Annotated in this window: 16 protein-coding genes; 6 read left to right on the forward strand and 10 right to left on the reverse strand. The window is 69.4% G+C overall.

Annotation, left to right across the window (positions count from 1 at the left end; translation table 11 throughout):
- Positions 1-43 precede the first annotated feature (43 nt).
- The 3 genes from ACIOTO_RS02890 (at position 44) to ACIOTO_RS02900 (ending at position 5531) form a co-directional block, all read left to right on the forward strand.
- Positions 44-2830 carry an efflux RND transporter permease subunit gene (locus tag ACIOTO_RS02890; RefSeq protein WP_400856375.1) on the forward strand — a complete coding sequence of 929 codons (2787 nt, stop codon included), beginning with the start codon at positions 44-46 and terminating at the stop codon, positions 2828-2830.
- Positions 2827-4800, forward strand: coding sequence for a YhgE/Pip family protein (locus ACIOTO_RS02895; RefSeq protein WP_400856377.1), 1974 nt, complete (start codon positions 2827-2829; stop codon positions 4798-4800). The genes ACIOTO_RS02890 and ACIOTO_RS02895 overlap by 4 nt, the downstream gene beginning before the upstream one ends.
- A 140-nt stretch (positions 4801-4940) precedes the next feature.
- The gene (locus ACIOTO_RS02900) at positions 4941-5531 is read left to right on the forward strand and encodes a 2'-5' RNA ligase family protein (protein WP_400856379.1); all 591 of its coding nucleotides are present in this window, start codon (positions 4941-4943) and stop codon (positions 5529-5531) included.
- Between the two features lie 65 nt (positions 5532-5596).
- Here ACIOTO_RS02900 and ACIOTO_RS02905 read toward each other — a convergent pair whose 3' ends face one another.
- Both ACIOTO_RS02905 and ACIOTO_RS02910 read right to left on the reverse strand, forming a co-directional pair.
- A complete protein-coding gene (locus ACIOTO_RS02905; protein ID WP_400856380.1) occupies positions 5597-7102 on the reverse strand; it encodes a leucyl aminopeptidase family protein in 1506 nt (501 codons plus the stop codon).
- Positions 7103-7170: 68 nt separating this feature from the next.
- The gene (locus tag ACIOTO_RS02910; RefSeq protein WP_400856383.1) at positions 7171-8832 is read right to left on the reverse strand and encodes an AbgT family transporter; all 1662 of its coding nucleotides are present in this window, start codon (positions 8830-8832) and stop codon (positions 7171-7173) included.
- 96 nt (positions 8833-8928) lie between these two features.
- Between ACIOTO_RS02910 and ACIOTO_RS02915 the strand changes: the two genes are divergently transcribed.
- Complete coding sequence (locus ACIOTO_RS02915; RefSeq protein ID WP_400856384.1) at positions 8929-10497, forward strand: SLC13 family permease; 1569 nt, start codon at positions 8929-8931, stop codon at positions 10495-10497.
- Between the two features lie 16 nt (positions 10498-10513).
- Here the strand turns inward: ACIOTO_RS02915 and ACIOTO_RS02920 are convergent, their stop codons facing one another.
- The 6 genes from ACIOTO_RS02920 to ACIOTO_RS02945 all read right to left on the reverse strand — a co-directional run bounded on the left by ACIOTO_RS02920 (position 10514) and on the right by ACIOTO_RS02945 (position 16029).
- On the reverse strand, positions 10514-11149 hold the full coding sequence (locus tag ACIOTO_RS02920; protein ID WP_400856387.1) for a response regulator: 636 nt from the start codon (positions 11147-11149) through the stop codon (positions 10514-10516).
- A 152-nt stretch (positions 11150-11301) separates the two neighbouring features.
- Positions 11302-12276, reverse strand: coding sequence for a c-type cytochrome biogenesis protein CcsB (gene ccsB, locus ACIOTO_RS02925; protein WP_400856388.1), 975 nt, complete (start codon positions 12274-12276; stop codon positions 11302-11304).
- Positions 12277-12280: 4 nt separating this feature from the next.
- Entirely contained in the window at positions 12281-14128 is a 1848-nt protein-coding gene (locus ACIOTO_RS02930; RefSeq protein WP_400856389.1) for a cytochrome c biogenesis protein ResB, read from the reverse strand.
- The gene (locus ACIOTO_RS02935; RefSeq protein WP_400856391.1) at positions 14109-14894 is read right to left on the reverse strand and encodes a cytochrome c biogenesis CcdA family protein; all 786 of its coding nucleotides are present in this window, start codon (positions 14892-14894) and stop codon (positions 14109-14111) included. The genes ACIOTO_RS02930 and ACIOTO_RS02935 overlap by 20 nt, the downstream gene beginning before the upstream one ends.
- A 16-nt stretch (positions 14895-14910) precedes the next feature.
- Complete coding sequence (locus ACIOTO_RS02940) at positions 14911-15561, reverse strand: TlpA family protein disulfide reductase (RefSeq protein WP_400856393.1); 651 nt, start codon at positions 15559-15561, stop codon at positions 14911-14913.
- Between the two features lie 63 nt (positions 15562-15624).
- The gene (locus ACIOTO_RS02945; RefSeq protein ID WP_400856394.1) at positions 15625-16029 is read right to left on the reverse strand and encodes a MerR family transcriptional regulator; all 405 of its coding nucleotides are present in this window, start codon (positions 16027-16029) and stop codon (positions 15625-15627) included.
- Between the two features lie 55 nt (positions 16030-16084).
- Here ACIOTO_RS02945 and ACIOTO_RS02950 point away from each other — a divergent pair, with 55 nt between their 5' ends.
- Complete coding sequence (locus ACIOTO_RS02950) at positions 16085-16978, forward strand: NAD(P)/FAD-dependent oxidoreductase (protein WP_400856395.1); 894 nt, start codon at positions 16085-16087, stop codon at positions 16976-16978.
- A gap of 4 nt (positions 16979-16982) precedes the next feature.
- On the opposite strand, the gene ACIOTO_RS02955 is transcribed toward ACIOTO_RS02950, so the two are convergent.
- Together ACIOTO_RS02955 and ACIOTO_RS02960 are read right to left on the reverse strand one after the other, a co-directional pair.
- On the reverse strand, positions 16983-17612 hold the full coding sequence (locus ACIOTO_RS02955; protein WP_400856396.1) for a histidine phosphatase family protein: 630 nt from the start codon (positions 17610-17612) through the stop codon (positions 16983-16985).
- A gap of 1 nt (position 17613) precedes the next feature.
- Entirely contained in the window at positions 17614-18012 is a 399-nt protein-coding gene (locus ACIOTO_RS02960) for a DUF5684 domain-containing protein (protein WP_029263870.1), read from the reverse strand.
- A 116-nt stretch (positions 18013-18128) separates the two neighbouring features.
- On the opposite strand from ACIOTO_RS02960, the gene aspS reads away from it, so the two are divergent.
- Complete coding sequence (gene aspS, locus ACIOTO_RS02965; RefSeq protein WP_400856397.1) at positions 18129-19910, forward strand: aspartate--tRNA ligase; 1782 nt, start codon at positions 18129-18131, stop codon at positions 19908-19910.
- The last annotated feature ends 24 nt before the right edge of the window (positions 19911-19934 follow it).

Raw genomic sequence — 19934 nt, forward strand, 5'->3', positions numbered from 1 at the left:
CGGATACACCTGTGTATCCAATCAGTACCCCTCGGAGGAACGCGTGTCCACACTCCTGTCCTCGCTCGGCCGCTGGTCCTTCCGGCACCCCTGGCGAGTCCTCGTGTCCTGGCTGCTCGCGCTCGGCATCGCCGGAGCCGGAGCACTCGTGCTGGGAGCGGGCACCGACAACACGTTCTCGATCCCCGGCACTGAGTCGCAGGCCGGCCTCGAGCAGCTCTCGCGGTCGTTCCCGCAGGTGAGCGGCACGAACGCGCAGTTCATCGTCGTGGCAGCCGACGGCGACGAGATCACCGCCGACGACTACCGCGACCACATCGAGGATGCCGTCGACGAACTCGGCGACCTCGACGGTGTGCTCGCCGCCACCTCGCCCTACGACGAGATGGTCGAGGGCATGATCAACGACGACGACACCGCCGCCATCGTGCGCGTGCAGTTCGACGGCGAGTCCACCGATGTCTCGGACGAGACGAAGGACGCGCTGCGCTCCGTCGTGAGCGATCTCGACGCCGAGCTCCCGGACGGCGCACAGACCTCGCTGGGCGGCGACCTCTTCGCGATCTCGATCCCCGGTGTCACGCTCACTGAGGCGGTCGGCCTCCTGATCGCGTTGCTCGTGTTGATCGTCACCTTCCGCTCCTTCGTGGTGGCCGGGCTGCCGCTGCTCACGGCGATCCTCGGCGTCGGCATCTCGATGGCGGGCATCTTCACCGCGACGGCCTTCGCGACCGTGTCGTCCACCACCCCGCTGCTCGCACTCATGCTCGGGCTCGCGGTCGGCATCGACTACGCGCTGTTCATCATGGCGCGACATCAGGACCAGGTCCGTGAGGGCGTGGATCCCGAGGAGTCCGCCTCGCGTGCCGTCGGAACGGCCGGATCCGCGGTCGTGTTCGCCGGCGTCACGGTGCTCATCGCACTGATCGGCCTCGGCTTCGCCGGCATCCCGTTCCTGACGACCATGGGCATCGCGGCCTCCGTCTCGGTCGCCGTCGCGGTCGCGATCGCGGTCACGCTGACCCCGGCATTCCTCGGCTTCATGAAGGGCAAGGTGGTGGGTCGCCCGAGGCGCGCGCCGAAGGCGAAGAAGAACGCAGACGGCGATGATGCGCCCACCGCTCCGGTGCGCGCGAAGGGCAGCGCGCGGTGGGTGAACGGCGTCACCAAGCGCCCGATCCTCGTCTCGCTCGCCGTCGTGATCGGCCTCGGCATCGTGGCCATCCCCGCACTCAGCCTGAACCTCGCGCTCCCGAACGCCGGTGTGCTGCCGAAGGACTCGGAGGCGCGTCAGACCTACGACCTCGTGGCCGAGGAATTCGGACCGGGGTTCAACGGACCGATGATCCTCACCGGCACGATCGTCACCTCGACCGACCCGCTCACCCTGATGGAAGACCTCGGGGATGCCGTCGCCGAGGTTCGCGGAGTCAAGGAGGTCGCGCTCGCGACCCCGAACGAGACCGCCGACACCGGGATCGTGCAGATCGTCCCGGAGACCGCTCCGGACGACCCGGCGACGGCCGACCTCGTGCGCGAGCTGCGGAGCCACCACGACGAGTGGCTCGATGAGTTCGGGATCGACCTCAAGGTCACCGGCTTCACCGCCGTCGGCATCGACATCTCCGACCAGCTCGGCAACGCGCTGCTGCCGTTCGGCATCTTCGTGATCGGGCTCTCACTCATCCTGCTCACCATCGTCTTCCGCTCGCTGTGGGTGCCGATCACCGCGGCTGCCGGCTACCTGCTGTCGATCGTCGCCGCGTTCGGGGTCGTCGGCGCCGTGTTCGAGTGGGGCTGGTTCGCCGATCTGCTGCATGTCGCCAAGGTCGGTCCGATCATCAGCTTCATGCCGATCATCCTCATGGGCGTGCTGTTCGGGCTCGCAATGGACTACCAGGTGTTCCTCGTCTCGCGGATGCGCGAGGACTTCGTGCACGACCCCGACTCGAAGAGCCCTGATCGGGCCACGCGACGCGCTGCCGCGCTGCGCACCGTCCGCAGCGGCTTCACGGGCTCGGCCAAGGTGGTCACGGCCGCGGGGCTCATCATGTTCGCGGTCTTCGTGGCGTTCGTCCCCGAGGGCGACTCGTCGCTGAAACCCATCGCCCTGGGCCTCGCGGCCGGCATCGCGATCGACGCCTTCCTGGTGCGGATGACACTGATCCCCGCCCTCATGGCGATCCTCGGCGAGCGCGCCTGGGAGCTGCCCGCGTGGCTGGAGAAGATCCTCCCGCGGGTCGACGTCGAGGGCGAGGCCGTGGAGCGCGAGCGCCACCTGGCCGAATGGCCGGGAGACGGCTCGATCGTCGCCGCGGATGATCTCGACATCAGCGCCGATGCGCCGATCGTCGAGAACCTGTCGCTGCGCATCCCGGAAGGCGGGGCGCTCGTCGCGACCGGTGGCGACGTGCGGGCACGACGGGCACTGGCGCTCACGATCGCGGGCCGGGTGACACCTACCGACGGTCGACTCCGCGTCGCGGGCCATCTGCTGCCCGGACGCGGCGCCTGGGTGCGCGCGCACGTCGGCTGCGTGCTGGTCGACGACGCCGACACCGCCCTCGCCGATCTCGCCGAGGCGCTGCGCGGAAAGTCGCAGATCGTCGTGATCGACGGGATCGATCGCCTGACCGGCGGCCAGCGCGACCAGGCCGCCGCGATGCTCCGCGATGCCGCCGCCTCCCGCACGCTCGCGGTGTTCGCCACCGCCTCCGATGCCGACGCGGCACGGATCACTCTCGCGGAGGCCGGTTGGCCCGCCGCCGAAACTCTCGACACGCGTGCTCCCCGCCGGAGCGCCGCAGAATCCACCGAGGTGACCGCATGACCCTCCCCATCGAGCGCGCGCGCTCCCGCAAGCCGATCACGTGGCTGACCATCCTCGGCGTGCTGCTGCTTCCCGCAGCGGTCGGCGGCATCCTGGTCGCGGCCCTGCAGAACCCGACCGAGCGTCTGGACTCGATGACCGCGGCGATCGTCAACCTCGACGAGCCGGTCACCATCGACGACCAGGTCACCCCGCTCGGACGCCAGCTGGCCGCAGGGCTCGTCGAGGGCTCGGACGACCTCGACTCGAACCTGACCTGGGTGATCTCGAACGAAGAAGATGCGGCCGACGGCCTCGCCGACGGCTCGTACCAGGCGGTCATCACGATCCCCGAAGAGTTCTCCGCCGCGGCCACCTCGGCCGGTCAGGCGATCTCGGACGGCGGCGGTGAGGCCGAGCAGGCCACCATCACCGTGACCACTCCCGATGACGGACTCGTCGCCGACGACCTCATCACCGGCCAGATCGCCGATGTCGCGGCCTCGACGATGGGCACCATGCTGTCCGAGGCGACGACCGAGAACATCCTCGTCGGCTTCACCACCATCGGCGACCAGATCGGCGAAGCGGCCGATGGCGCACTGAAGCTCGCGAACGGTGCGCGGGATGCCGCGACCGGTGCTGCCGCGATCCCCGACGGTGCCACGAAGCTGGCCTCGGGCGCGGGCGAGCTCGGGACGGGTGCGTCGTCGCTCGCCACGGGCCTCGACACGATCGCCGGGAAGACGCGGGAGGCTGCGGCGGGTGCTGCGCAGATCGGTTCGGGGCTGACCGGCGGCGGCAACCAGCTGCAGCAGAGCGTCGGCGGGACACAGCAGCTCGTCGGAGCGATTCAGGGGGCGTCGACATCGGCGAAGAGTGCAGCGAGCGGATCGGCCGCTCTCGCGCAGAAGCTGGGCGGGCTGGCGCAGACCGCCTGCACGCCGCCGGTCGCTGACCAGGATGAGTGCGACCTCCTGACCTCGCTCGCCACGGACGCGGGCGCGGTCGCGACCTCGGCTGGAACCGCCTCCGGTGTGCTCAACAGCCCGAAGGTCGCCGGCGGAATCGCCGCCCTCCCCGGCTCGCTCAGCACGATCGCCTCGAGCATGACCCAGGCGGGTGCGGGCGCCACCCAGCTCTCCGGCGGGCTCACGCAGCTCGCCGACCAGGGCATCGCCGCGTCCGCCACCGGAGCACGCGGGATCGCGACCGGTGCGACCCAGCTCTCCACCGGCGCGACCGCACTGGCCGACGGCACGACCGAGCTGGCGACCGGGATCGACACCCTGGCGACCGGGACCGGTGACCTCGCCGGCGGGCTGCGCACGGCATCCGACTCGCTCCCCTCGTTCAGCGACAGCGACTCGAAGTCGCTCGCCTCGGTGATCGCCGACCCGGTGTCGTCGAACTCCTCGATGGACACGATCTTCGGTCCGACCGCCATCCCGCTGCTCGCCGCCGTCGTGCTGTGGTTCGGCGGGCTCGCGACCTTCCTCGTGATGCGCGCCCACACTTCGCGCACCCTCACGTCGCGCCGCTCGTCCGCGGCGCTGACGCTGCGCGCGTTCGCTCCGGCCGCCCTGATCGGCGCCGGACAGGGGCTGCTCGTGTCGCTGATCGTGCAGATCGTGGCGAGTTACGACGCCGCCACCTGGTGGGCGTTCGCCGGAACAGCGGTGCTCGCCGGCGTGGCGTTCGCAGCCGTGAACCAGGCCCTCGTGGCCCTGTTCGGTGGCGTCGGACGCTGGATCTCCGCCCTCGTCGGAGTGCTCGCCGTCGCGACAGGTCTCATCTCGACCGTGCCAGGGTGGCTCGCCGGCATCGGCGCAGCGCTCCCCACCGCTCCGGCGTTCGCGGGGCTGATCGCCGGCAGCGGCTCGGCCGTCGCTGCCCTGGTCGTCTGGGGCGTGCTGTCGCTCGTGGCGACCACACTCGCAGTCACTCTGCGCCGGACGACCTCGGCCAAGGCGGTCCTCGCCGCGGCCTGACCGGTCTGCCCCGCCCCTTCTCCCCTGCCAAAACGGAGACCATCCGCTGGCGGCCCGGCGCGTCGAAGTATGACGCGCCGGGCCGTCCGTGTTTCGGTCGCCGTTTCCATACAGGTGACGCGCGACCCTAGGCTCTCGGCATGCGCCGACCGTTCATGGACACCCCCGAGCAACTCGCGAGCTTGGAGGGCCAGCAGTACCTCGTGCTCCGGCCCACCGCGGGCGTCGGCGAGGTCTACCGCGAAGTCCAGGATGCTGCGCTCGCGCGCCTCGGCATCCCGGCACGGCGTCCACACACCGGGCACGTCACGCTCCGTGGGTTCTACGAGCCGGAGCGGCGCGCGGAGCTGGCCGAGCTGATCCGCTCATGGGCAGCACGGCAGTCTCCGATCGAGGTCATCGCCGAGGCCGTCGACGAGTTCCCCGTGCCCTGGCAGATCCTGATCGTCCGCCTGGAACGCACCGCCTCCCTCGTCTCGGCGTACTCGTCCCTCACCGACGCGCTGGACCGCACGGACTTCCGCCGTCTCGGCGAGCTCTCGCTCGAGGACTGGACGTTCCATCTGTCGGTGCTCTACGGCAAGACCCTCGACGCCGCCGAGTGGGGCGCTCTCGTGCAGGCGGAGTCCCGCGTGCTCCTGCCCGCGGCGGCCGAGGTCATCACCGAGGCCGAGCTGGTCTGGTATCAGGACGGCATCGAGCACGCCGAGACGCTGCGACTCGGCGGCTGACATGCCGCCGGCCGCCGGCCCGGCGAACCCCTCGACGACCCCGTCCCCGGCCCTGCAGTCGGGCCTCAGGATGCCGGCGCGAAGGTCCGAGCCGTCTCCAGCAGCAGCCGCGCCCCGAATCCCGTGGCTCCGGCGGTGCGCCAGGAGTCGTCCTTCTCGGTCTGCATCGTGCCGGCGATGTCGAGGTGCGCCCAGGGAGTGTCGCCGACGAAGTGCTCCAGGAACAGCGCCGCCGTCGTCGCCCCCGCGAACGGACCGCCGAGGTTCGCGATGTCGGCGATCTCGGAGTCGAGCTGTTTGCGGTACTTCTGCTCCAGAGGCAGCTGCCACACCGACTCGTCTACAACCTCGGAGGCCGCGCGCACCAGGTCGACCGTCGCCTGGTCGTTGCCGAAGACGGGCGCGGTCGCGGCGCCGAGCGACACCAGCGCGGCACCGGTCAGCGTCGCGATGTCGATGATCGCATCCACCTCGTCTTCGGTCGCGAGCACGAGCGCATCGCTCATCACCAGGCGCCCCTCGGCGTCGGTGTTCTTCACCTCGATCGTGGTGCCGCCGCGGGCGGTGAGCACGTCGCCGAGCTTGTAAGCCGTGCCCGAAGGCATGTTGTCGGTGCACATCAGCCAGCCCGTCACTTTGGCCGTGACCCCGGCGTCGCGGAGCCCGACGAAGGCGCCGAGCACGGCGGCCGCGCCGCCCATGTCCATCTTCATGAGCAGGTGCATCGGGTCGCTGGGCTTGAGGCTGATGCCGCCCGAGTCGTACATGATGCCCTTGCCGACGAGCCCGAGATGACCGGCACCGCCGCCGTCGGGGGTGTAGACGAGCTTGATCATGCGCGGCTCCTCCACCGAGCCCTGGTTCACACCGAGCAGTCCGCCGCAGCCGAGATCGACGAGCGCCTGCTTGTCGAAGAGCTCCACCTCGAATCCGAAGCGGGCGCCGAGCTCGACGGCGATCTCGCCCATGTTCACCGCGGTCAGATGTCCGGGAGGGGTGTTCGCCAGGTCGCGGGCGACGACGGCGGTACGCACGGAGGTGAGGGCAGCGGCGACGGGCTCGGTCGTCCCTCCGGGGACGTCGATCGTGAACGCCGCGAGCGGGACGTGCTTCGACGACCCGTTCAGCACCGTGTAGCGGTAGCGGGCGAGCAGCGCCCCTTCGGCGAGCGCGCGCACGGCAGCTGCGGCATCCACTCCCGCGAGATCGTCGAGCCGCAGACCCAGCGTCTCCCGCCGCGACGCGGCCCTGGCGAGAGTCGCGGCGGCGTCGCGCAGGCCGCCCGCCCCGGCATCGGCCCTCGCCCCGAGACCGACGGCGACGAGGTCGGGTTCTCCCGCGCGCGGAAGCACGATCGAGGTACCCGGCTTCGCCGTGAAGCCGGCGTTCTCGAGTGCGTCGCGATCGAACCCGATGTCTGCGGGCGCCTCTCCGTCGGAGTACACCCCGATCCCGATCGCCCCGACATCGGCGGCGACCTCACCCACCCGGATCCGGACCACATCGACGGCGTCCAGTCCCGGTGTGGTCTTCAGATCGGCGGGGATCAGCTTATTCGGCCTGCGGTCCATGAGTCTGCTCCTTGTTCAGCGATGCGGCGTCGAGATCCGTCCCTGCACCCTGCGGGACGGGAGACGGGTCAGCCGACCATGTCGACCGGTGAGCCCGGGCCCCAGGGGATGCCGAGGAGGAACCAGACCACGTACAGGGCGGTCCACGACAGCAGCATCCACACCGCGTACGGGATCATCAGCGCGATGATCGTGCCGATGCCGGCCTCCTTCTTGTAGCGCTGTGCGACCGTGACCATGAACGGCAGGTAGACCATGAGCGGGGTCAGCACGTTCACCGGCGAGTCACCGACGCGGTAGGCGGCGAGCAGCGTCTGCGGCGCCACATCGAGCGACGCGAAGATCGGGATGAAGACCGGGGCGAAGATCACCCACTTCGGAACCAGGCCGGGAAGGATGAAGTCGAGGATCACGATCACGACGATGAACGCGAGCAGCAGCACGATCGCAGGCACGTTCGCCTGCTCCAGCAGTTCGGCGGCCGAGATGGCGGCGACGGTGGGGAGATTGCTCCAGTTGAACAGGGCGATGAACTGGGCGATCATCAGGAACATCACGAGCAGGCCGCCCAGGCTCCCGAACGTCTTCGCGATCGCACCGACCGCCGCCGAGCCACCGCGCAGTGTCTTCGCCCCCGCCCCGTACGCGAGGCCGCACACGAGGAACGCGAGCGAGATGATGAAGACCAGGCTAGCCATGAACGGCGTGGTGCCGATGATGTCGCCCGTCTCCGGGTCGCGCAGCGGCGCGCCGGGCGGCAGGGTGAGCGCGAGGATCACGGCGACGAAGCCCAGCAGCGCCCAGAACGAGAACTTCAGCCCACGGGCCTCGGCGTCGTGGTCGACGTTCTCGGCCTCGTCCGCGATCGTCATCTCTTTGCGGTCGTACTTTCCGAGCCTTTTCTCGGTGATGAGGACGGTCACGAGCAGCGCCACCGTCGTGAGCAGGAACGTCGACACGATCCCGAAGTAGAAGTTCTGCGTCACCTCGATCGGCTGCATCCCGGCGCTCGTGAGCACTTCGTTCGTGATCTCGGTGAGCATGCTGTCGCTCGGTGTGATGAGGAGGTTCGCGCCGAACGCCGCCCCGACGCCGGCGAACGCACCGGCGAGACCTGCGAGCGGATGCCGCCCCACGGTGAAGAACGCGGCGGCAGCCAAGGGAACGAGGATCAGGTAGCCGGCATCCGTGGCCACCGAGGAGAGCACGCCGACGAAGATCAGGATGAACGCGAGCCAGCGACGCGGTGCGACCTTGACCACGCGGCGGATCATCGCCCCCATGAGTCCGGCATGCTCGGCCACGCCGACACCGGCCATCGCGATGAGCACCACCGCGACGACGCCGAAGCCGGCGAAGTTGTCGACGAAAGACGAGAAGAAGAAGCGGATGCCGTCGATGGACAGCAGGTTGCGCACCTCGAAGGTCTGCTCCTCGATCGTGTAGTCGGGAACTTCCGCGGGCATGCCGGTCGTGGTGTCGTAGATCTCCCAGTTGCCACCGAACTGCTCGTTGACCTGGGAGAACTCGTCCTTCGGGACCGGGATCACGACGTCGTCCGTGACCGACACCCCCACCCAGGACAGGATGGCGGAGAGCACCGCGATCAGACCGATCAGGTAGACGAACATGATCGTCGGATCCGGCACCTTGTTGCCGACCTTCTCGATCCAGTTCAGGAACCCCTTGCTCTCGGCATCCGAGGCACTCACCGACTTCTCCGCAGCCATAGCCCCCATGATCGTGTCGAGCGAGAAGCTCCTGCAAGCACACCCCCTAGAACTAGGGGGGTCGCCGTGATCCGGGGTGCGCCCTATCGTGGGGCCGTGGACCCGATCGTCGCGACCCTCGTCATCCTGCTGTGCGCGGTGCTCGCCTTCGTCTCCAACCGCATCCCCCTCGGTGTCGTGGCCGTCGGTGTCTCGGTCGCTCTCTATCTGACCGGCGTGCTCGACCTGGGTTCGGCTCTCGCCGGATTCGGCGACCCGACGGTGCTCTTCATCGCCTCCCTGTTCGTCGTCAGCGAGGCGCTGGAATCGACCGGCATCATCGCGTGGGCCGGGCAGGAGGTGGTCGCCCACTCCGGCACCGGCCGTCGGCGGCTGCTGCTCACGATCGGGCTGCTGACCGCCGCGATGACGGCGGTGATCAGCGTGAACGGCTCGGTCGCATCGCTCCTGCCGCTCGTCGTCGTGGTCGCCGCCCGCGCGGGGATCCGCCCCTCGCAGGTGCTGATGCCGCTCGCCTTCTCGGCCCACGCGGGGTCGATGCTCACCCTCACCGGCACGCCGGTGAACATCATCGTGTCCGAGGTCGCCACCGACAACGGCGCCCGACCGTTCGGCTTCTTCGAGTTCGCGCTGGCGGGGCTCCCGCTGCTCGTCGGCACGCTCGCGATCATCCTGCTCCTGGGTAACCGGCTGCTGCCGGAGCGCACTCCGGCCTCCGCACCGATCGACCTCGAACGCCTCGCGTCCCTGCTGCGCGCCGACTATGCGCTCTCCCCCGACCGGGCACTGGTGTCTGCGTCGCGTGGAGTCGCCGAGGTCGTCGTGCCGCCGCGCTCCAGCCTGATCGGCCTGCACGTGTTCCCCGGGATGTGCACACCGTCGGGCGACCTCGTCGTGCTCGGCGTGCGGCGCGGGCAGGAGGCGCTGGACGAGTCCGGCACCGACCTGCAGGCCGGCGATGCCCTGCTCCTCGACGGCTCCTGGGACGACCTCCAGCGGCACACGTCCCAGCGCGACGAGGTCCTGGTGGTCGACGCGCCACTCACCCTCCGCCGCTCCGTGCCGCTCGGTGCGGGCGCGAAGCGGACGGCGGTGATCCTGCTCGCGATGATCGTGCTGCTCGCGACGGGGATCGTGCCGGCCGCGATCGCGGGGCTGCTCGCCGCGGGGGCGCTGATCCTCACCCGTGTCGTCTCGATCACCCAGGCCTACCGCGCGATCTCCTGGACGACGGTCATCCTCGTGGCGGGAATGATCCCGCTCTCCACGGCATTCCAGGAGACCGGTGCCGCGCAGCTCATCGCCGACGGGCTGCGCTCGTTCCTCGGTGACGCGGGTCCGCACGCGGCCGTGGCGGTGATCGTGCTGATCACGCTGGTGCTCGGGCAGCTCATCAGCAACACCGCGACCGTGCTCATCGTGGCTCCGGTGGCCGTCGCTCTGGCGGCCGCGATGGATGCGTCGGTGCTGCCGTTCCTGATGGCTCTCACGATCGCCGGGGCGGCCGCGTTCCTCACCCCCGTCGCGACGCCGGCGAACCTCATGGTGATGGAGCCCGGCGGCTACCGCTTCGGCGACTATGCGCGCTTCGGCTGGCCACTGACGGTCTTGTTCTTCGTCGTCGCGGTGTTCTACGTACCGCTGATCTGGCCGTTCACGGGCTGAGCGAGTCCGGCCTCCCTCACCGGTTCTGCAGGACCAGCCCGTCTTCCACGGCCCGCCGGAACAGGTCGACCTTGGTCGGTGCGGCGCGATCGACCGCCGCGTACTTCGCCCGGATGCGACGGATGTGATCGAGCACGGTCTCACGGGACAGGAACAGTGCCTGCGCCACCCTCTCGGCCGTCTCTCCCGAAGCGTAGAGCGACAGCACCTCGGATTCCCGGCGGCTGAGATGCGCAGCGACGAACTGGTGATCCGCGTCGAGGGCGGCCGCCCACTCGGTCGTGGCGAGGATGTGGCCCTGCGCCGCCCGTCGCACCGAGGAGGTGATCACCTCGAGGGAGTCGGACTTGTTGATCATGCCCACGGCACCCGCTCGCGCCGCTTCACGGAGATGATGCGGCTGATCGCCTGCGGTGTAGGCGACGACGCTCGCGCCGAGGGGTTCGAGGGTGCGCAGATTCTCAGCCGGAGCGGAACCGTCGGACAGCGAGAGATCGAGCAGGATCACGTCGAGCCGCCGAGCGCGGCTCGCGACCTCGGCAGCCGTCGCACCGCTGGCCGCGACCCGGATGCCCCCGCTGCGATTGAGGATGGTGGCGATGCCGAACAGCATCGCAGGGTGATCTTCGACGATTCCGACGAGTACGGGCATGTGGACTCCTGCCTCCGGCGCGCTCCCCTGCGATGAGCATACAACCGCGTATCCGCGGTTTCGGCGGCATGTTTCCGCACGCGTCGGACGCACGAGACCCGTCCGCGCGGATGGTGCCGCGGACGGGTCTCGGGTGTACGAGTGGTCGAGACTCAGCTCAGGCCGGAGTAGGCGTGCAGGCCCTTGAAGAACACGTTCACGACCGTGAAGTTGAAGATCACGGCCGAGAAGCCGACGATAGCGAGCCACGCCGAGGGGTTGCCGCGCCAGCCGCGCGTCGCACGTGCGTGGATGTACCCCGCGTAGATGACCCAGATCACGAACGTCCAGGTCTCCTTGACGTCGAAGCCCCAGAAGCGGCTCCAGGCGTAGTAGGCCCAGATGGAGCCGGCGATCAGCGTGAACGTCCAGAGTATGAACCCGATGATCGTGAACATGTACGCCAGGCTCTCCAGGCGCACCGCATTCGGGAAGGTGCGGAGGAAGCCCGGGCCGGTCTTCGCCGCTCCTCCTGCGACGAGACGCTCCCGACGCGACTGCATGAGCTGGATCACCGAGAGCGCGAAAGCGAGGGCGAAGAACGCCGTGGCGAGCGAGGCGACGAACACGTGGATGACGAGCCACACGCTCTTGAGCGGGTCCATGAGCGGCGAGACGTCGACGTAGAAGTTCGTCGCTCCGAGGCCGAGCAGCACCACGACGAGCCCGGTGATGAAAGTGCCGAGGAAGCGCAGGTCGAGGCGCGTGAGGACGACGAGGAAGACGGCCACGATGAGCAGCGTGCCCATCATCGCGAACTCGTAGAGGTTCGCCCAGGGCACGCGACCGGCGGCGATGCCACGGGTGACCGCCGCCGCGAGGTGGAAGACGAAGCCGAGCACCGTCAGCGAGGTGCCGATCCGCGCCATCACGAAGCGCTGCGGCGGTGCCTCCGCGCCGGCAGCGCCCGAAGCCGCGACGGTGGCTCCCCCGCCGGCGCCGACGAGCACCGACTCGCGGACGGTCTGTGCGTCGGCCGTCGCCTGCGAGCGCCGTGCGAGATCGAAGGCGTAGGCCACGAAGGCCGCCGCGTAGATCGCGATCGCCGTCCACAGCAGGACCGGCGAGATCACGTTGAGCTCGAGCATGGTGTCAGTCTACTTTCCGGGTGTCGGGAGCCGGGGCGTCCGGCGCTGCGGGATCCTCGGCGATGTCGTCGGCGGCGGCATCCGTCTCGGCGCGCACGACGGTGCCGCCCGCCGCGTCGAGGAGTCGGGCGTGACCGGCGACGAGATCGTCCACGGCGGCCGCGAGGGTCGGGTCCTCACCGCGAGCGAGCGCGGCGTATTCCAGCGCGATCTCCCCGTCGTGCGCGGTGGCCTTGACCCACACGCGCCGACGCGGCACGAACAGGGCGATCATGAGCCCGCCGAGCGCCAGCAGCGCGAAGCCGAGCACCCACACACCCGACTCGTCACGGTGGATCTGCAGCGACGCGAATCTCTTCACCGATTCGGAGGAATCCGTCGCCCCGGCCGGAGACTCGTCCTCGAAGGTGACCGAGCCGAGGCCGTTCGGCAGCTGCGCGGTCTGGCCGGGGACGAGCTCGATCGATTCGACGTCGGTGCTGCGACCGGTGAGCTTGGTCATGCCGGTGGTGTCGAGCACGTACACAGAGCGCGGCACGCCCTCGTTGATGCCGAGGTCGCCGGTGTAAACATCGAGCGTGAGAGTCGGGTTGGTGAGGTCGCCGTAGGCGGAGAAGAAGGCCCCGCTCTCGAGCACACCGGTCGTCGGGTAGAAGAAACCGACCAGGCCGACCTGTTCGGCGAGGCCGTCCGGAATCTTCAGCACACCGAGAGAGGTCATGTTCGTGTCCTGCGGGAGGAACGGCGTGCTGTTGGTGAAGACCACGTTGCCGTCCGGGTCGCGCACGGTCACGGTCGGCGCGTAGCCGTTGCCCAGCAGGAACACGTCGTCGTCGGCCACCCCGAGCGGCTCGTTGACCTTGACGGCCCCCGTACGCTCCTCGCCGTTCTCCTGCACCGTGACGTTGGCCGAGAAGTCGCCCGCCTGTCCCGAGCCCGGCTCGCCGAAGGGCTGATAGGTCACGTCGAACGAGTCGAGGCGCATGGAGTAGGGCGAGAAGGCGTCGTCGGCGACGAAGCGGCCGCGGTTCATCGAGTCGTAGTCGAGCAGGGTGTTCGCGAAGGTCTCGCCTTCGACCAGCACGCGCTGGCCCGTGTAGGAGAAGCCGCCGCCGACACCGACAGTGACCAGCACCCCGACGAGCGCGAGGTGGAAGAGCAGGTTGCCGGTCTCGCGCCAGTATCCGCGCTCGGCGGAGACCGAGAACGTGCGGCCGCGGTCGTAGCGCTCCACGCGGTAGCCGAGAGCCTTGAGCTGCTGGGTGGCGACGTCGATCGACGCGGCGGCTTCTGCCTCGGCGTCGCCCGTCTTCGTTCCCGAGTCGGCAGCGGGATCGCGCGTGACGGCACGGTAGTCCTCGAGCCGCTGCAATCGCGCGGGAGTGCGCGGGGGACGGGCGCGCAGCGCCTTGGCGTGGTGCTTGATGCGCGGGATCACGCAGCCGACGAGCGAGGCGAACAGCAGCAGGTAGATCGCCGAGAACCACGGCGACAGGTACACGTCGAACATCTTGAGTCCGTCGAGCACCGGGAAGAGATCCGGGTTGTCGCGTTCCCACTGCGTGACGCCGTTCGGGTCGGCCATGCGCTGCGGGAAGATCGAGCCGGGGATCGCCGCGATCGCGAGCACGAGCAGCAGCACCAGCGCCGTGCGCATCGACGTCAGCTGCCGCCAGCCCCAGCGCAGCCAGCCGACGAAGCCGAGACGCGGCTGGGTGATCGAGTCGTCGCCGTCGACGTGGTCGGACGGGCGGAGCGGATCGCTGGAGTCGCTGTTCACGGCACCCTTGTTCTTCGTGGTGGTCTTCTCGGGGCGGGTCTTCTCGGAGTGGTCAGAGCGGGAGGATGACACTGCCCATCACCGCCGTCAGTCGAGACATGATGTCGGTCCACAGGCCGGTGACCATCAGGATGCCGAGCAGGATCAGCAGCACCCCTCCGATGACGTTGACCACGCGGATGTGGCGGCGGAGGAAGCCGATCGCCTTCGTCGCCCAGCCGAAACCGAGTGCGACGAGCAGGAACGGGATGCCGAGCCCGAGCGAGTAGGCGAGGCCGAGGAAGCCCGCGCGCACCGGATCGCCGGCGTTGAACGACAGGGCGAAGATCGCCGTGAGCGTCGGGCCCAGGCAGGGCGCCCAGCCGATGCCGAGCGCGATGCCGAGCAGCGGAGCGCCGATGATGCCGGCCTTCGAGTCCACGTGGAAGCGCAGCTCGCGCTGCGCGAAGCCGAACAGGCCGAGGAAGACCAGGCCCATGGCGATGATCACGACACCGAGGATGCGCGTGATGATCTCGCCCCACTGCAGCAGGAAGACGCTCGCCACGCCCCCGAGGGCGGTGATGGAGACGAAGACCAGACTGAAGCCGAAGATGAACAGCAGCACGCCGAGGACGAGCCGGCCGCGTGTCGCGGTCTCAGCCGTCTGCGTCGTGGCGCGCCCTTCGCCGTCGGCGGCGACGGCCGGACGGGGGGCCACGGCCCCGCCGAGGAAGCCGAGGTAGCCGGGCACGAGCGGCAGCACGCACGGAGACAGGAAAGAGACGAGTCCCGCCAGCATCGCGACCGGGATCGCGATCCACAGGGCCCCGGAGCCGATGATCGCATCGGGGTTCACAGCGCTACCGAGGTGCTCACGGGTCCTCCGTGAGCGCGTCCTTGACGAGCGTCGAGAGGATCGAGGGGCCGTCGATCGGGCCGATGATGCGCGCGGCGACACGCCCCTGCTTGTCGAGTACGAGCGTGGTCGGGGTGGCGGCGATCGGCGTGACCTTCGCGAACGCGAGCTTGGCCTCGGCGGTGTCGACGTCGATCAGACTGGGGTACGTGATGTCGTACTCGTCGGCGAACGCGACGGCGGTGTCGGCCTGGTCGCGGGTGTTGATACCGACGAACGAGACGTCTTCGTCGGAGAAGTCCTGCCACACGGCTTCCAGGTCGGCGGCTTCGAGGCGACACGGCGCGCACCCGGCGTACCAGAAGTTGACGACCGTGACGTTGCCGGCGATGTCCGCACTGTCGAACTTCTCGCCGGTCTCGGTGACGCCACCGAACTCCACGGGTTCGTCGCGCTCGGCGACGGGGATCTCGACGATCGCGCCGTCGGCCGCGACGTAGCCGGTGTTCTCGCCGCTCAGGAAGGATTGGCTGACCGGATCGGGAGCGCAGGCGCTCAGACCGATGGCGAGCACCGCAGCGAGCGCGGCACCGACCGCACGGCGTGAACGCCGGGTGCGGGAGGAGCGGCCGCTGCGGATCTGACGGACCGTCGAATCGCGTGGCACGACTCCGAGTTTACGCAGAGGATCCTATGCACGAGGTGGATGCGGAAGGGCCTGAGACCCCGGTCAGAACCGCGCCAGGACGTCGTCGACGCCGGCCCGGAACCGCGGACAGGTCGCGATGTCATGAGCCCGGCAGCCCATGGCATGTTCGGTCATCTCACGCGACCGGCGCATCTCCTCCATGCGCCGATCGAGGTCGTCCAGATGCTGCTGCAGCACCTGATGCCGCCCCGCACTTCCGTCGTCGAGCAGCACGGCGATCTGGTCGAGCGTCATCCCGGCGGCCTTGCTGCGCTGGATCACGGCGATGCGGACGACCTCGTCCTCGCCGTAGCGGCGGCGACCGGCAGAGTCACGCGGCGGCCGCAGCAGACCCACCGACTCCCAGTGCCGCAGCACGTTCGTGGGCAGCTCGAAACGGGCGGCGACATCGCCGACGGACCACGGATGCTTAGCGCTTGACTTCATGTTGACATGAAGTCACAGACTGGCGGAGAACGCAACATCCACCGGAAGGACCACCATGTACGACGCCATCGTGATCGGCGCAGGACCGGCAGGACTGCAGGCCGCTCTGACCCTCGGACGCATGCACCGCTCGACGCTGCTCCTCGATTCGGGCGAGTACCGCAACGGCACCGTCCTGCACATGCACAACATGATCGGTGAAGACGGCGCACCCCCGGCGGAGCTCCGCGCCACCGCCCGCGCCGAGCTCGCCGCCTACGCCGACGTGGAGGTCCGCGACACCGGTGCGACCGGCATCTCCGGAAGCGAGGGGGGCTTCCAGGTCGCCCTGGCCGACGGCTCGACGGTCGACGGACGTCGCGTGATCCTGGCCACGGGAGTCGCGGACGATCTGCCCGACGTCCCCGGATTGCAGGCGCTGTGGGGCACGCTCGCGTTCAGCTGCCCGTTCTGCGACGGACACGAGCACGCGGGCAGCGCCATCGGCATCCTCGGTGCTGCCCCTCGCGCCGAGCACCTCATCGGGCTTCTCGGTCGCTTCGTCGGCGACATCACCGTCTTCCCCGTCGGCGAGGCGTTCTCCGACGAAGACGTGCGGACGCTGGAGGCGAAGGGTGTGCGGGTGAGCAGCACCCCGGTCGTCTCGGTAGAGGAGGACACCGAGGGCGTGCGGATCCGCACGGACGACGGCGAGCGCGTGGCGGCCGGCATCTTCGTGGCCGCGGGAGCGATGCGCCAGCGGGCACCGTTCGCCGCGGACCTCGGGCTGGCGATGCTCGAGTCCGGCTCGATCGAGATCGACGAGTTCGGCCGCACCTCTTTCCCGGGCATCTTCGCCGCCGGTGACCTCGCCCACCGCGCCAGCCTCCCCGGCCCGATGGCCTCGGTGCTGCTCGCGGCCGCCGCCGGTCAGCTCGCCGCAGTCGGCACCATCCAGTCGCTCGCCTGAGCGGTCAGACCGCGCCGACGTCGACAGCGGAGCCCGTCGCGGCGGGCTCCGCGTAAGCGACCTCGCGCCACACATCACCGACCCGCTCGAACGAGGTGACGCTCGACAGCGCGCAGCGACGGGTGCGCGGGTCGTGCCGCAACGGCAGACCCGCGACCCGGAGGTGCGTGATCCAGATCGGCGCCTGGTGCGAGACCATCACGAGGTCCCCCTCCGGCGCGGCATCCCAGGCCTCGTCCATCACGCTGAGCATCCGCTCCGCGATCGAGGTGTACGGCTCGCCCCAGCTCGGCAGCGCAGGCTGGCGCAGATGCCACCAGTTCATCGGGTTCATCAGGGAGCGACGCATCTGCGTGCCCTCGAACACGTTGGCCGGCTCGATCAGGCGGACGTCCGTCTCGGGCACGAGGTCGAACCGCTCGGCGAAGGGCTCCGCCGACTCCTGCGCCCGCTCGAGAGGCGAGGCGTACAGCGCGACGACGGGACGATCGAGTGACGCCACGTGATCGGCCGCTGCCGCCGCCATCCCCCGGCCCGCCTTGCTCAGGTGGTAGTCGGGGAGACGGCCGTAGAGCACGCGCGCAGGGTTGTGCACCTCACCGTGTCGGACGAGGTGCAGACGAGACGCCGTCATTTCACGCCTTGCGGTAGCGGGAGTCGCCGAAGCCGAGGATGAAGTATCCGATGAACGAGAACACGAAGAGCAGGAAGAACGAGAAGACCCCGCCCTTGCCGAAGCGCGCGCCGACCTTGACGGCGACGACGATCGCGAGCACCACGTTCGCGATCGGCACCAGGTAGAGCAGCACCCACCAGCCCGACATGCCGGCGATGCGCAGCAGGAAGATCGCGTTGACGATCGGGATGAGGGCGAGGATGCCGGGGTATCCGGCCTTGGTGAACACCTTCCACCACGCGACGGCGAGGAGGATGTAGAAGATCAGCGCCACCACGCCGGAGGTTCCGGAGAAGATCTGGCTGACGAAGTCGGGGACGACCGGGACGTCGGCCGCGGGGACGAGGGTGAGATTCATGGGGCACCTTCCGTTCACAGCCACCCTACTGATCGACGGCCCACCCCGCCGGGAGGAGCCGCGCACCCCCGTAGAATGGCCGGGTTCCCCATTTCCCAGATCAGAAGGAATACTCCGTGCTTCGCACCCACTCGGCAGGCTCTCTGCGAGCCGAGCACATCGGTCAGACCGTCACCCTCTCGGGTTGGGTCGACCGCCGTCGTGACCACGGAGGAGTCGCTTTCATCGATCTGCGGGATGCCTCGGGCATCGCCCAGGTCGTCATCCGCGACGAGGAGATCGCCCACCCGCTGCGCAACGAGTTCGTCCTGAAGGTGACCGGCGAAGTGTCGCGGCGCCCCGAGGGCAACGCGAACCCGAATCTGCCGACCGGCGAGATCGAGCTCATCGCGACCGACGTCGAGGTGCTCAACGAGTCCGCGCCACTCCCCTTCCAGGTCTCCACGGCTGTCGCCGACACCGAGACCGTCGGCGAGGAGGCACGCCTCAAGTACCGCTACCTCGACCTGCGTCGTCCTGCCCAGGCAGCGAACCTGCGCCTGCGCTCGAACGTCTACAAGGCGATCCGCGACGTGCTGCACGCCGAGGACTTCACCGAGGTCGAGACGCCGACTCTCACGCGCTCGACCCCGGAGGGCGCCCGCGACTTCCTGGTACCGGCACGTCTGAGCCCGGGAAGCTGGTACGCCCTGCCGCAGTCGCCGCAGCTTTTCAAGCAGCTGCTGATGGTCGGCGGCGTGGAGAAGTACTTCCAGATCGCGCGCTGCTACCGCGACGAGGACTTCCGCGCCGACCGCCAGCCCGAGTTCACGCAGCTCGACATCGAGATGAGCTTCGTCGACCAGGAAGACGTCATCACGCTGATGGAGTCGCTCATCGTCGCGATGTGGAAGACGATCGGCGTCGAGGTCGCGACCCCGCTCCCGCGCATCACGTACGCCGACGCCATGGCCAAGTACGGCTCCGACAAGCCCGACCTGCGCTTCGGCCTCGAGCTCGTCGAGGCGACCGAGTACTTCCAGGACACCCCGTTCCGCGTGTTCCAGGCGGAGTACGTCGGTGCGGTCCGCATGCCCGGTGGTGCGAGCCAGCCGCGCAAGCAGCTCGACGCCTGGCAGGACTGGGCGAAGCAGCGCGGTGCGCGTGGTCTCGCGTACGTCCTGTTCAACGAGGACGGTTCGCTCGGCGGCCCGGCCGCGAAGAACCTGTCCGAGGCGGAGCAGGCCGGACTCGCCGCCTTCGTGGGCGCTGAGCCGGGCGACTGCGTGTTCTTCGCCGCCGGTTCCACCAAGGAGAGCCGCGCGCTGCTCGGCGCCGCCCGCGTCGAGATCGGTCGCCGCCTCGGCTACCTGAACCCGGACGAGTTCGCGTTCACCTGGGTCGTCGACGCTCCGATGTTCGAGCCGGCCGCCGACGCCGTCGCCTCGGGCGACGTGGCCGTGGGCGCGGGCGCCTGGACCGCCGTGCACCACGCGTTCACCGGTCCGAAGCCCGAGTTCCAGGACACGTTCGACACCGACCCCGGCTCGGCCCTCGCCTACGCGTACGACATCGTGTGCAACGGCTCCGAGCTCGGCGGCGGTTCGATCCGCATCCACCGCGAAGACGTGCAGAAGCGCGTGTTCGAGGTCATGGGCATCAGCGACGAGCAGGCCGACGAGCAGTTCGGCTTCCTGCTCGACGCGTTCAAGTTCGGGGCCCCGCCGCACGGCGGGATCGCGCTCGGCATGGACCGCGTGCTGCAGCACCTGTCCAAGACCGAGTCGATCCGTGAGGTCATCGCGTTCCCGAAGTCCGGCAACGGCTTTGACCCGCTGACCGCAGCGCCCGCGCCCATCACCGACGCGCAGCGCGCCGAGGCCGGCGTCGACTTCGAGCCCGAAGACGACGAGGCCTGAGCCCGACGCAGACTCGCACCCGGG

The organism is Microbacterium sp. NPDC087592, assembly GCF_044743585.1.
Classification (GTDB): Bacteria; Actinomycetota; Actinomycetes; order Actinomycetales; family Microbacteriaceae; genus Microbacterium.